This window comes from Mucilaginibacter phenanthrenivorans, from assembly GCF_024721155.1.
Classification (GTDB): domain Bacteria; phylum Bacteroidota; class Bacteroidia; order Sphingobacteriales; family Sphingobacteriaceae; genus Mucilaginibacter; species Mucilaginibacter phenanthrenivorans.
This window is the reverse complement of record NZ_JAHVAP010000018.1, coordinates 89690-102623: the sequence shown is the minus strand read 5'-3', so window position 1 is coordinate 102623 and position 12934 is coordinate 89690. Positions and strand designations below refer to the sequence as shown.

Below are 12934 nucleotides of genomic sequence, written 5' to 3'. Positions count from 1 at the left end.
GACGGTATGGTGGCAGCGCCCGCGGGCAAGTCTACGCAAAGACATTTGCGTTAACGCCGCGTGTATATTCGACTCACCCCGGTCGACGCTGCGCTGGACCACCCCTCTCTGCTGCGCAAAGAGGGGAAAGAATTTTTTATTTTTTTTTCTCCTACCTCTTTACCGCTCGCGGAAGAGAGGTCGACGAGCGAAGCAATGTCGGGTGAGTCAACTCTACGCCAATGCATTAACGTTAACACCACCCTTTGCACCCACACCCGCAAAAAAACCATCAGCACGATCTGCCCCGTCGGGGCAACCGCTTTGTAGAAAAATAAACGCATGATATTGTGCCTCATCGAGGCTACCCTTATCCACCAATGCCCGGTTACCTTGCACACTGAGGGCAGCACCTAACGGCGCTGATCTGTCTTAGCCGGTATGTCTACAAAGCGGTAGCGCCTAAGGCGCATATAAGCCCCCGTGTACATGGCAGCCCGGATCCGAAGCGGTTTAACCATCATAAATACGTGTATTTACGCCAACAAAAAAACATTTTCTCACACCCACTAACCCCCCAACCCCATGACCAATGAATTTACATCCTGGTGCAGCCACTACTACCACCTCACACAGCTGCTTGAAAAACGCAACGAACGCTTCAGCACCCTGTTGGCCGATGCGCTGCCCTACACCAACCAACGCCATTTAAGCGACTTAGACGCCATCATCGCCTGTAACCGCAAGGTACAGGCCGCCAAAGCCAAAGCCGACCAAACCTTTGAAGACTTGGAAAAGGCAGGAAAAACCATCCTGGCTATCCTGGAATATTTTGAGATCCCACCCCGCACCGTGCTCACCGGCGAGATCCCCGGCGAAATGGAGTACGAGGTATGGGCCAACGACAAGGGCCAGATCTTCATCGGCAAGATCCGCGACCTGCCGAAGGAGCCGGAAGACCCCAATATTATCCATATCAAAACTTCGTATTGGAATAAGAGTAATGATGAGGATGATGATTGATATAACCCCCTGCTAAGCACTGCCAATTGCCAACTGCCTACTGCCAACTGCCAACTGCCAACTACTTACGAGCCTTAGGCGCACATCATTCAACCCAATAACCCGCTTCAAAATCACTGCCAACTGCCAACTACAAACTGCCAACTGATTTCAGTGGTTTCCACGCCAGTAGAAGCGTGGCCGGGCTATCCGCTCATACGGCACGGGCCTTAGGCGCAAATTCTGCATACCACAAGCATGCTGCTAAACACTGCCAACTGCTCACTACAAACTGCCTACTGACTCAGGGCCGGTATCCGCTGCTATCCCTAACCCGGCATTTTGCTGCATAGCAGGCAGGCTACCTAAATGCGGGGCACGATTAGCCTACCTCTTTTGCCAGCCCGAATACTTGCGATAGAGAAGGGTAATTCATGCTTTCGTAAAGTAGCCTTTATGAATAGTAATTTGTAGCTGGATCCACGGGTAGCAGGAAGTAATTTCTTTTTTTTATCTTTATTACCTAAATATAAAATCTTATATCAATGTATTACGATGTAGCTCAAGTTTGCCTCAATGGACATGTGATAAATGCAGATTCGAAGTCCGCCCCTGCGGCAAATAAAACATATTGTGATAAATGCGGAAGCAAATCAATTATTCAATGCCCCGATTGTGCAAGCCCTATAAGAGGTCAGGCGCATTACGAAGGAATATTTGATTTCGGCACTTATGAATTACCATCTTATTGTGACAGTTGCGGCCATCCTTTTCCTTGGACAACGGCAATACAGGAAGCGGCCTTTGAATTGATTGAATTTTCCGAATTAGACAACGCCGACAAGGAAGACTTTAAAGACAGCGTTAACAATTTAATGCAAAATACACCCAATACCAGTTTAGCTATACTAAAATTCAAAAAATATGCTGGAAAAGCAGGGATGGCGGTTGGTATGGCCCTTAAAGATATACTAGTAGATGTGGTGAGTGAAGCGGTAAAAAAAACTGTCTGGCCGTCTTAAGGATATCAACCGCTTCCAAAAGAATTTTGCAACCGCAAGCCTCCCCTTTTGTTGTAGCCCACCAATAGCCCCCTTCCACTCAAGCATCCCCTTAATTAGCGCCCCGCTTAAAATAATAATGACTTTTAAAAGCATTCTATAATTCGGACTATGTGGCAACAAAAAGGAGTAACAGGTTTTTGATTTAGGCGTTTGGATAAGTCGGAGTCAATATTCCAGAATGTTTCGATTCCAGTGGTCATAAATCAAATTTTGTTATTACAAATTGGTTATCTTTAAATTTTTATCAGCCTTATTATACTATACGCCTATGTCCAACCACGCCAAACTGCTCGTTTCTATTAGGGATTATTTAAGTCGTTTTCAACTTCAAGTCAAGATTGCTACAGCTAATTCTGAATATGATCTTAATCAGCACGCCGAGAACATCATCCTACCGATCCTTGACTTAATATTTAAGGCGAAATTTAAAAATGTCAACGAGACCGACCGGAAGAATTTTGAAAGCCTCGACCTAATCGACGATAACGCCAAGATCGGCATACAGGTAACCGCAACGAATTCGTTGGAAAAAGTCAAATCTACCTTAACTAAGTTCATTAAATATGGTCACTCCAAAAGGGTTGATAGGGTATTGGTTTATGTGCTTACCGAAAAGCAGAAAAGCTATGCACAGGATGCTATTGATAAGATCGTAAAAGGCAAGATTCCATTTAACACGAGTACCCAAATATTAGATGCCACTGACATTTATGGGTTGATTAAAAGCACCAATGATGTGCTTATCTTTCAGATAATCAATGAATTGCTTGAACTGCAATTCTCAGACCTAAAGATCGCTCGGGACTTCAATTATTCCGACTTTGCCACCTTTAAAGCCTCTTACAGGGAGAAATGCCTCAATAACTTTTCTCGGTTGAATTTTTTCGGCCTATCCGTAAGCCGACGGCCTCGTGAAGTAGAATTGTATGAACTGTTTGTCCCCCCGCTTTTTACTAATAGAGGTATGTTTCGTAACATCTATCACCAAGGCAGCCACAAAATCACTTATAAATTTCCCATATTTACCGAAAGTAAGCTAATTGACACAGCCTTTTTTAAGGAAGCCTTATTAGAAACTGATGCCAGAATGACTAAAAGTTATTGGTCTAAAAATTTGATTGGGGAATTTGCCGCAGATACTCTAGAGGATCTTTTTAGCCGTGATCACAAACTCGTTATTCTAGGTAATCCCGGTGCAGGAAAATCCTCTATTATCAAATATTCGATCTGCAAGATCTTAGAAGGGGATGAAGCAGTATTCTCCAACAACGATATTTACCGTTATCTTCCTTTCCGCATCGAACTGCACAGATACAACCAGGTAAAGGTCGCGCACAACATCGGGTTTGCCGAATTCCTCGTGCAGACGCTGGCAAGCGAGTACCAAACCAACATCTCTCTAGAACGCATCATAAAGATCCTGACATTTTTTCCCTGTCTGATCTTTTTCGACGGGATCGATGAAATATTTGATATCCAGGAACGAATCAATGTCCGCAATGACATCGAAAATTTCGCCTCGACCTACCCTGACGCCCGGATTGTTGTTACCAGTCGTTTTGAATCTTATGAAGAAGTTGCTTTCAAAGATTTTCACGAATTAGAAGTTAAGAACTTTAATCAAGAGCAACTGACTAGCTATGTGCAAAAATGGTATACTCAGGAAGAACAGGATACCGGCCGCCGTCAAAAAGAGATCACCGGTTGCCTGGCACAACTTACTCAGGTAGACGAAGAACTGAAATTTAATCCTTTACTTTTGTCCTTGATCCTGATTCTTTACCGTAATGAACTGGAACTACCTACCAATAAATTAGCCATTTATGAAGGCTGCACGAATACGATCGTTGAACACCGGGATGACAAAGAAAAGAAGCTGAAGATCAGTCTTCAGATTAATAATAAAGCCTCCGTGTTCTCATCTATCGCGTTCTGGCAGTTTGACAATCCCAATAAAAGGATTAACAATAGCGTTGTTCAGCAGCATATCAAGGCTTACTTGCTCAAAAATGGGGAGATCGAAGACGAACGGCTTGCCAACAAGGCAGCTATTGAATTCTTAGAATTTGCCAAATTACGCTCGATCTATTTCGAGAATAAATTCACCCACAAAACCTTCCTGGAATATTTCACGGCCTATTATATTTTCAGTAGCTTTTATATGGGTCAAAACCAGCGTCGCTTCAACGACATTCTGGACCGGAACCTCGGTTTGGCCTCCTGGGCCGTTGTGCTGGAATTGTTGATCTGCAAGATCGACAGCAATCTGATAAATTCTAAGATTATTGCAAAGATTATAGAAGCGCAGCTGCAAAAAAATAAAAATGATGCCTTAATGTTCTTTTTGCAGATTCTCAAATACATTACTAATATTAACGAAAAGATCATTGTCAACCTGATCACACTGTCTATACAAAGCATTTTTGCTGACACATTCCCGCTCAAAGAAAGTAAGATCGACCATGCGCAGGTCTTATTCGGCCATTTGATCAATATTTATGCGGTTGATCGTTTCCGCTCGCCATTTCGGAAAGCCTTTGAAGCGGTGATCAAAAGTCAAACATTGGCCCTCAAGGAACTGACCGTATTTGCTTATGAATTTTCCAATGGTTTCAATGAAAACAGTTTGATCATGACCCTGCAAAACGAAATGCACCACGAGGAAACAGCGGAATTATTCCTGCTAAAGAATTTCAAAAGCGTAGGCAATGAAGATAGCTACCTAGCTATGCTCAACCTGTTCATTGAACGATTTGGCGTTGAAAAGATCATTCCAGTCTATCATTCCAGCTTCGGCCAGCAAATGTTCTTTGGCAGCGACCGCTTCAACTGGATCCTCACGTTTATCTTACTAGCCAAGCCGGATGAGTGCTTTAAGCAATATACACTGCTAAAAAGTACCGGCTTGTCGCAGGCTGTGATCCGGCAGGCCGCACATCAGAAAATGCTATCTAAAAGCATTGTAGAGCCGTACGCACAATTACTCAAAGGCTTGCCCCAGTCCGGCTACCGGGATTTCCTGCAAAATATGGTTAAACCCTATTATCGTAAAACCCTTAACCAAGGAAATGAAAAATTTTATGATGCTTTCTATACTAAAGAAAAAAAACAATAAGACATACGGTAGCTGGGCTATTGAAATCGGGAGGCATGAACCTGCGGCATACACAAATGCCCCACTGGTCGAAGTTTAGCAACTTCGACCTAAAATATAACAAGCATTCTGCTTGCCTGTAAACAAAAATGCCACCTGCATTGCAAAAGCGATATTGTAAGCGAGACACTTGAACCGGCAGTGGGAACAAGATGCCTCCAGCTTTTCATTTTATCTGCTGCCCCAGCTCCCGCAAGCGGTTGCGCTGCCGCAAGGCTCCTGCCTTGTGGCCCGCGTTTAGGTAGCCAATAGAAAGGTAACGGAAATTTAGGGTAACCTATCTTTTATTATTTATCGCATATTCACCGCAGTGGACCACAAGCGACGCGCTTGCAACAGTGGAGGAGAAAAGAATTCTTTACTGATTGATTTGTTTTATTTTCGATTCAACAGTTGGCAGGGCCTTTAAATTGGGATATAAGTTAGACACGTTCTCTGGTGCTCCAATTGCGGGATGAACTTCAGCCCCTTTGTCTAATAGAGACGCAAACAGTTCAATAGAATTCTTAATTCGCTCAATGTTTTCAGGCACATTTCTTTTAAAAGTAATAGAATTAAGATGCTCTGCTTCCGCTTGAATTAACTGTGAAAGCGATTCTTTTTGAGCTGCTCTGACATCTTCTAAACTGTCAGCCCTCAATTTAAGAGTCCTCAATTGCTGTTCCACTATTCGTCCTTCCAAAATCTTTTTATAGATGACTGCCCCCGCTGCCGCAAGCGTGTCGCTTGTGGCCCGCGTTTGGGTAGCCAAATAGAAAGGTAACGGGAATTTAGGGTAACCTATCTTTTATTATTTATCGCATGTTTACCAAGCAGTGGGCCACAAGCGACACGCTTGCGGCAGCGAAAAAACCGCTTGCCGTAACTAGGGAATTTGGAAATGTCTCAATTTTAATTCTTTTTTGGGGCTTCAATGTCATGCAGGCCTGCAGCTAAAATGTATTTAAGCATCAAGTCATGTCTATTTAAGGCTCTACAATACTCAACGAAAACCTCACCATTCGAACCCGGTAACACATCTTGCCACGTTATTATACTATAGTTTTGTGATTGAACTACGCTATCCCCGCGATATAAGGTTATAGATTTACTTCCAAGCTCACTGGTTGTAGTATCAATTGCAATATGCATTAGACTAGATTCTATGGATGAACCCTCCTTATCTACCTTATTTTTTAAACCCTTAATCCAAATTAACACGACATTATTATGGCCTTCATAAGTCTTAAATTGTTTGATGTCATTTTTCGCTGTATCAATCATTAAGGTTTCATCCTTATCAGATGATAAATACATCCACCTGCTGTTTTGAGCATTTGTTCTTAGAAAAAAAAATAATAAAAGCACTGGCAATAAGAATAGTCGCTTCATGTGATTGAGTTTAAAATAAAAAAGGCTCCTTTAGGTGACATAAATTTATAAATAAGTTGTAATTCAAGCAATTAGAATTATACTATTTTTTTAGCGGTTCATGCGCCCAACCCGGCGCGAGTATGCCGCGCCGGCCTAAAGAGGTGGAGTTCTCGTGACACGCGTTTAGGTAGCCCGCTTTACTAACCATCATCCAGTCCCCCTCCTCTGGCGCGAGAATGCCACGCCGGCCCAAAGAGGTGGAGTTCTCGTGCCCCGCTGACAGGTAGCCAGCTTTACTAACCATCATCCAGTCCCCCCCTTGGCGCGAGAATGCCGCGCCGGCCTAAAGAGGTGGAGTTCTCGTGACCCCACTTGGCGCGAGAATGCCACGTCGGCCTAAAGAGGTGGAGTTCTCGTGACACCGCTGAGTGCCAAAGCAAAATGCTTTAACTGTCGGATGTTGATAGAGTGATTCAGTATATTATTTGCATTCCATTTGCGTATTATTTTCTATCTTTAGATATCCCATGAAGCAAAGGACTGAATTGGGGTTGTTTGAGACGTTTAAAGCATTAGCTCATTGATAGAGTACAAGATTGACAGTCTTGGTGTACGCGGTTTGATTCCGTGATGTGGGCCTAAGTATAGGCGATGTCCGAACTCCTTCAGCTTCGTGATGAGGGAGTTTTTTTATGCATATAGTTGTACAGTTTCCTATAATAGACATTAGACGATTTTATGCGGAATCTGATCGCTTAAGTCTACCGAATTGGCCAATACCGGATTTAGATAATTTCGTGCGATTTATGGGGCCAGTTCAAAGAAGAAAATTAGGAGGAATTCCTGGTATTAATGAAGGAATTATTTGTAATGCAAAGCACATTTTCCACTCGAACGAAGTTCAGGTAATTAATAGTATCCGTTTTAAAATTGCTTATAAAAGATTTTATTTTGACGGATTTGCTTGCGCAAAACTCGAAATAGGATTCAATACGTACCGTGTTGGAAATCAAAAAAACATAAGGATACATCCATTTAAATTGCTGGAAAATTTATTTCAATATAAAATATCGATTGGGACGGGGCTAAATACAGAATGCAAATTATACGAACTTAAATCGCACCTTTCAAGTGCCTATCTAAGGTGCACTTCAATAACAAATAGAACTGCTGTTTTTGATAAAATCGGAATAAAAGTTCGTGATCCGTTTATTTGTATTCATACATCGCCCAATGAGCTACAATTAGATAATACTTTGGTCGTTCATCGCGATAATAAAAATAAATTTGATATTTCATTTAGACAATTTCAACTTTATAATCTAAATATTGATACGTACTTTTTCAACAATAAAGGTATACCTCACGAATATCCTTTAACGGAAACCAGGCAAAATATCTCATTTTACCAGTTACGAAATTTTAAAGTTTCCTTATTGAGATTAAACGCGCAGAAAGAAACATTGAAATACATTTTATCATTAGTTGCTAGTAAAAAACTAAGATTCCTAAAAGATGACTTGGACTCGAATGAAAGACTGGAATTGTTACAAGAATATCTTTTGCGATCGAGCCGTTTCTTAACTAGTATAAAAAAATATATAGAGGCTAATACTAAATCTGACTTCCTTGAATTGGTGCTGGAAGTTGAAAATAAAATATATTCAGGATTTACCAGCGAACTGCTTTTTAAAATTGAAGAGGCTTTTATATCATTAAATGTAAGGCCGAATGTTAGAAAAAGAATCTCAGAAATAATTGATAAAAATAAAATGAAACAGGGAAAAACTATTCATAAAATAACCGTGGGAAACGGCGTCGTTCAGGTTTTTGATGGGAATGCCCAAGTACAAAATAATCAATTAAATGTAACGGGTAACTCAACTCCAACCGTTATTAATAAAATTGATCACCATTTATTGGGAATTGAGCTGGAAAATCTGAGAAACTATGTAGCGGAGATGCCTGACATAGACAAAAGACAAAACGAGTTGGATATAATCAGTGAAGCTATCGTTCAAAACAGTTCAGAAAACAAAGACACGACTATTTTAGCGATCAAAAAGTTCGGAAAATGGTTATTGCTAAGAGCTCAAGAAGTCGGTGTAGGATTGGTAATTGAAATTGCAAAAAAAGCAATTGTTTAATGTATTTCCCCCAGCTACCGCAAGCGTTTTCCGCTGCCGCAAGGCTCCTGCCTTGTGGCCCGCGTTTAGGTAGCCAGTGAATCGGTCTCCTTAATTCCCTTCTCAACTGTTATTATTCAACACCTCCATAACCAAGACCGACTTTTTTCGCTGCCGCAGGGGCAGGCGGCTTTGATAACTAACATACCAAATTTATTGAGATTAATATCTTTATAAATATTTGCAAAAATAATAAATATCTATAAATTAGAGTCTTATAAATATTTATTCTATATCCTGAACTAAAATCATCAATGGCAACAAATGAACAAATAATCGAATCCGTTAAGAGTAGACAAAATAACGGTAGAGAATTTTCGATTTTAAGAAGAATACCTAATTTTCTTGGTGGAGAATTGATAGTAATTGAAGTTATCAAAAGCGAGCAATTAATAGGAGAAAACTATGTTTTTGTAGGGTTTGATAAAACCATTAAAAAAACGTTTTTGAGCATGGATGAGCTTGCAATATGGATTAATAATAATAGAAAACCCCAAAAAGACAAGGGTTTCCTGAGTTCAGATTATATTCCAGCTATCATTGCAATTTTAATAACAATTACAATTTGCGGTTATATTTTCATGAAATTGTATGAAAAAACTAATCAGGAAATTAAAGTTCCTGAGATATTAGCCAATGCTCTTACCACTATTTTAGGGTTTTACTTTGGATCACAAATTAACAAGCCTAAAGTCACATCTCCCAAGGTCGAAGACCACACAGCTTAATTATTAATACCCCAGCTCCAGCAAGAATTTCGCGCTGCCGCAAGGATCCTGCCTTGTAGCCCGCGTTTCGGTAGCCAATAGAAAGTTATCGGGAATTTAGGGTAACCTATCTTTTTATTATTTATCGCATGTTTACCTAGCAGTGGGCCACATACGACACACTTGCGGCAGCGAAAAAACCGCTTGCGGTAGCTGGGGTAAAGCCCTTTCAGCAGCTGAGGGATTAAATATCCATTAAATATTTTTACCAAAAAGAAAATATCTCCTGTTTTATGCGTACCTTGTGGACTTATTAATATATAATATAATGCAACAAGGAACAGTAAAATTTTTTAATGAGACAAAAGGCTTCGGATTTATTACACCTAGCAATGGTGGAAGCGAGATTTTTGTTCACTCCAGCGGCCTGATTGACAACGTTCGCGAGAACAGTGTTGTTAGCTTTGATGTTGAAGAGGGCCGTAAAGGACCTAACGCAGTAAATGTACAAATAGCTTAATACCTATAAAAATTATTGTGGGCATCCTCCTTTACCGGGAGGATGCTTTTTTTTTACTTTAAATCCTAATCTGCATTTACATTTGTGTTTGCAGAAGGGACTGATCATGAAAATGGAAAAAGAAATTAAGAACGAAGAACTTAAAATAGAACTGCGAACCCTCACCAAGGACGATTATTTGGGTTTAAAGGCTTCAATGATAGAAGCCTATTCAGAATGGGAAGGCGCATCTTATTGGGGCGAAACACATATTACACAACTTGTTAATATATTTCCTGAAGGCCAGATCTGTATTTTAGTTAACGGTGCAATTGCCGGCTGCGCCCTTTCGCTGATAGTTGATTATGACAAATTTGGTGACAACCATACCTACGCGCAAATAACCGGTAACTATACCTTTTCAACACATGATGAAGACGGAGATGTGCTATACGGCATTGATTTTTTCGTACATCCCGAGTACCGGGGGATGCGTATAGGAAGAAGATTATATGATGCGCGGAAGGAAATTTGTGAACGGCATAACTTGCGGGCGATAATTGCAGGGGGACGGATCCCTAAATACAAGGATTATGCGGATAAGCTTACGCCTAAAGCCTACCTGGAAAAGGTAAAAGGTAAGGAAATCTACGATCCTACGCTATCATTTCAATTAGCTAATGATTTTCACGTACGAAAGATCTTAAAAGGCTATTTGCCGGGAGATACGCAGTCGTTGGAATATGCGTCGTTATTAGAGTGGAATAACATTTATTACAACGAGGAAGCTGCACATATCAACTCTAAAAAATCTATTATCCGGTTAGGGTTAGTACAATGGCAAATGCGGCCATTCGAGAACATGGAGTCGTTGTGCGAACAAATCGAATTTTTTGTTGACGTGATCAGCGACTATCAAAGTGATTTTGTCTTATTTCCGGAACTGTTTAACGCGCCGTTGATGACAGCCTATAATCACTTAAGCGGAGCCGGGGCAATGCGCGAAATAGCCAATTTCACTATTCCGTTGCGTGACAAATTTATTGAGTATGCCATTAGTTACAACATTAATATCATAACGGGCAGTATGCCCTACCTGGACAACGGAGTGCTGCAAAATGTGGGGTATCTTTGCCGCAGGGACGGTTCATACGAAATGTACCGCAAAATTCACCTAACGCCGGCTGAACAAAGTGCATGGGGAATGGTTGGCGGAGATCAAATTGCTACTTATGACACGGATTGCGGTAAAATAGGCATATTGATTTGTTACGATGTGGAATTCCCGGAACTGCCCCGCCTTTTGGCAGAACAAGGTATGCAAATTCTGTTTGTCCCTTTTATGACAGACACCCAAAACGGCTATACCCGGGTTAGGAGCTGCGCCCAGGCCAGGGCTATTGAAAACGAGTGTTATGTAGCTATAGCCGGCAGTGTAGGGAACTTGCCTAAAGTCCATAACATGGATATACAATATGCGCAGTCTGCCGTTTTTACGCCTTCTGATTTTTCATTCCCCACTAATGGCATCAAAGCAGAGGCTACACCTAATACTGAAACAACACTGATTGCCGATGTTGATGTGGATTTATTAAAGGAGCTTCATAACTTCGGTGCGGTTAGAAACCTCAAAGACAGAAGACTGGATATTTATAAAATCGTTAATAAAAGCAAGAAATAGTATATCGGGAGCACCCTCCTCACTGGTCGAAGTTTAGCAACTTCGACCTAAAATATAACAAGCATTCTGCTTGCCCCCCCGCCTGGCGCGAGAATGCCGCGCCGGCCTAAAGAGGTGGAGTTCTCGTGACCCGCTGACTGGTAGCCCGCTTTACCCCGCCGGTTCATTTATTAACGTCAGCGGGACGCATGAAGCGGCAGCAGGCGCAAAAAACCTTCAGGTTCTCATTTTATCTACTGCCCCGCGCTGCAGGAGGCATTACCTTAATCCCTGCGTCCGGGCCCCAAATGCGGATCTATTTGAAATTAAAACTCATTTTTTTACAAGCATTACCTGTACTAAATTATCCAAATTATTACAAATGGATTGGATTTGACATCCCGGCAGATTTGCGGCTTATGGAAAAATACGCTATTATTGTTCGTCTTATAAAAAGCATATAATAACTTAGGCCTAAATGACCGATTTCAGCAAATTCACTGATCACGAATTGGCTGCCACTTTAAAAGAAGGCAATCCCCTCGCCTATACAGAAATTTTCGACCGCTATAAAGTAGTTTTATATAAGCATGCTTTCCAAATGCTCAATAGCCAGGAAGAAGCTAATGATGTAATCCAGGATGTTTTTTTGGCGCTATGGGATAAAAGGGACACCCTGAATTTGAAAACTTCTTTATCGGGTTATTTATACAGTTCGGTACGTAACCGCATCTTTGACCTCATTAGCCATCAAAAAGTTATCTCCAGGTATATCGACTCTATCCGCGACTTTATAACCGAGGGCAGTTATACTACCGACGGGCAAGTTAGAGAAAAGCAGCTGGCAAGTATTATAGAAAAAGAAATAGCCGCGCTGCCATCAAAAATGCGCGTTGTATTTGAACTTAGCCGCCAGGATGAGTTATCATATAAGCAAATAGGTCAGCAGCTTAATATCTCCGATAAAACTGTAAAGCAGCAGGTTCATAATGCTGTTAAAATTTTAAGATTAAAGCTGGCTGCCATATCCGCCCTATTGCTGTTTTTTTAAAACTATACAGCAAATAGCTGCTGCATCCCCTCTTATAATCCAAACTCAACACCGAAAAAAAATCGCATTCGGAACGATTAATTGTCACCTGATAACTCATTATCCGGTTTCGAACATCATTTGTATCAGAAGCGGACGCTATTGTTTTTTAAGCCAAACGTAAATATCTTATAATCAACGAAATAATTAGTTGGAATTTGATTTGTCTCAAATTGATCATGAAAAAAATGATCCGCGCCCCAACTTTGTTAATTCCGGGAAAGGGCATTATTAACTCTT

11 protein-coding genes are annotated in these 12934 nt (G+C 41.1%); 8 read left to right on the top strand and 3 right to left on the bottom strand.

The window, feature by feature from the left end; genetic code table 11:
* Positions 1-213: 213 nt before the first annotated feature.
* The gene (locus KXD93_RS28425; RefSeq protein WP_258140953.1) at positions 214-357 is read right to left on the bottom strand and encodes a hypothetical protein; all 144 of its coding nucleotides are present in this window, start codon (positions 355-357) and stop codon (positions 214-216) included.
* 207 nt (positions 358-564) lie between these two features.
* Between KXD93_RS28425 and KXD93_RS28420 the strand changes: the two genes are divergently transcribed.
* The 3 genes from KXD93_RS28420 (at position 565) to KXD93_RS28410 (ending at position 5160) form a co-directional block, all read left to right on the top strand.
* The gene (locus tag KXD93_RS28420) at positions 565-1002 is read left to right on the top strand and encodes a hypothetical protein (RefSeq protein WP_258140952.1); all 438 of its coding nucleotides are present in this window, start codon (positions 565-567) and stop codon (positions 1000-1002) included.
* Positions 1003-1526: 524 nt separating this feature from the next.
* Positions 1527-2003: a DUF2321 domain-containing protein gene (locus KXD93_RS28415; protein ID WP_258140951.1), complete on the top strand. Its 477-nt coding sequence runs from the start codon at positions 1527-1529 to the stop codon at positions 2001-2003.
* A 310-nt stretch (positions 2004-2313) separates the two neighbouring features.
* The gene (locus KXD93_RS28410) at positions 2314-5160 is read left to right on the top strand and encodes an SMEK domain-containing protein (protein WP_258140950.1); all 2847 of its coding nucleotides are present in this window, start codon (positions 2314-2316) and stop codon (positions 5158-5160) included.
* Between the two features lie 397 nt (positions 5161-5557).
* Here the strand turns inward: KXD93_RS28410 and KXD93_RS28405 are convergent, their stop codons facing one another.
* On the bottom strand, positions 5558-5950 hold the full coding sequence (locus KXD93_RS28405) for a hypothetical protein (protein ID WP_258140949.1): 393 nt from the start codon (positions 5948-5950) through the stop codon (positions 5558-5560).
* A 140-nt stretch (positions 5951-6090) separates the two neighbouring features.
* Positions 6091-6570 (bottom strand): hypothetical protein, encoded by a 480-nt coding sequence (locus KXD93_RS28400; RefSeq protein ID WP_258140948.1) that lies wholly within the window; start codon positions 6568-6570, stop codon positions 6091-6093.
* 674 nt (positions 6571-7244) lie between these two features.
* Between KXD93_RS28400 and KXD93_RS28395 the strand changes: the two genes are divergently transcribed.
* The 5 genes from KXD93_RS28395 to KXD93_RS28375 all read left to right on the top strand — a co-directional run bounded on the left by KXD93_RS28395 (position 7245) and on the right by KXD93_RS28375 (position 12655).
* Positions 7245-8699, top strand: a complete 1455-nt coding sequence (locus KXD93_RS28395) for a hypothetical protein (RefSeq protein WP_258140947.1) — start codon at positions 7245-7247, stop codon at positions 8697-8699.
* 293 nt (positions 8700-8992) lie between these two features.
* Entirely contained in the window at positions 8993-9466 is a 474-nt protein-coding gene (locus tag KXD93_RS28390) for a hypothetical protein (RefSeq protein WP_258140946.1), read from the top strand.
* Positions 9467-9773: 307 nt separating this feature from the next.
* On the top strand, positions 9774-9965 hold the full coding sequence (locus tag KXD93_RS28385) for a cold-shock protein (protein ID WP_258140945.1): 192 nt from the start codon (positions 9774-9776) through the stop codon (positions 9963-9965).
* Positions 9966-10077: 112 nt separating this feature from the next.
* Positions 10078-11625: a bifunctional GNAT family N-acetyltransferase/carbon-nitrogen hydrolase family protein gene (locus KXD93_RS28380; protein ID WP_258140944.1), complete on the top strand. Its 1548-nt coding sequence runs from the start codon at positions 10078-10080 to the stop codon at positions 11623-11625.
* A gap of 457 nt (positions 11626-12082) precedes the next feature.
* The gene (locus KXD93_RS28375) at positions 12083-12655 is read left to right on the top strand and encodes an RNA polymerase sigma factor (RefSeq protein WP_258140943.1); all 573 of its coding nucleotides are present in this window, start codon (positions 12083-12085) and stop codon (positions 12653-12655) included.
* The last annotated feature ends 279 nt before the right edge of the window (positions 12656-12934 follow it).

Coding starts and splice junctions, on each gene's coding strand:
- KXD93_RS28420 (WP_258140952.1), top strand. CDS start 565: ATGACCAATGAATTTACATCCTGGTGCAGCCACTACTACCACCTCACA.
- KXD93_RS28415 (WP_258140951.1), top strand. CDS start 1,527: ATGTATTACGATGTAGCTCAAGTTTGCCTCAATGGACATGTGATAAAT.
- KXD93_RS28410 (WP_258140950.1), top strand. CDS start 2,314: ATGTCCAACCACGCCAAACTGCTCGTTTCTATTAGGGATTATTTAAGT.
- KXD93_RS28400 (WP_258140948.1), bottom strand. CDS start 6,570: ATGAAGCGACTATTCTTATTGCCAGTGCTTTTATTATTTTTTTTTCTA.
- KXD93_RS28395 (WP_258140947.1), top strand. CDS start 7,245: ATGCATATAGTTGTACAGTTTCCTATAATAGACATTAGACGATTTTAT.
- KXD93_RS28390 (WP_258140946.1), top strand. CDS start 8,993: ATGGCAACAAATGAACAAATAATCGAATCCGTTAAGAGTAGACAAAAT.
- KXD93_RS28385 (WP_258140945.1), top strand. CDS start 9,774: ATGCAACAAGGAACAGTAAAATTTTTTAATGAGACAAAAGGCTTCGGA.
- KXD93_RS28380 (WP_258140944.1), top strand. CDS start 10,078: ATGGAAAAAGAAATTAAGAACGAAGAACTTAAAATAGAACTGCGAACC.
- KXD93_RS28375 (WP_258140943.1), top strand. CDS start 12,083: ATGACCGATTTCAGCAAATTCACTGATCACGAATTGGCTGCCACTTTA.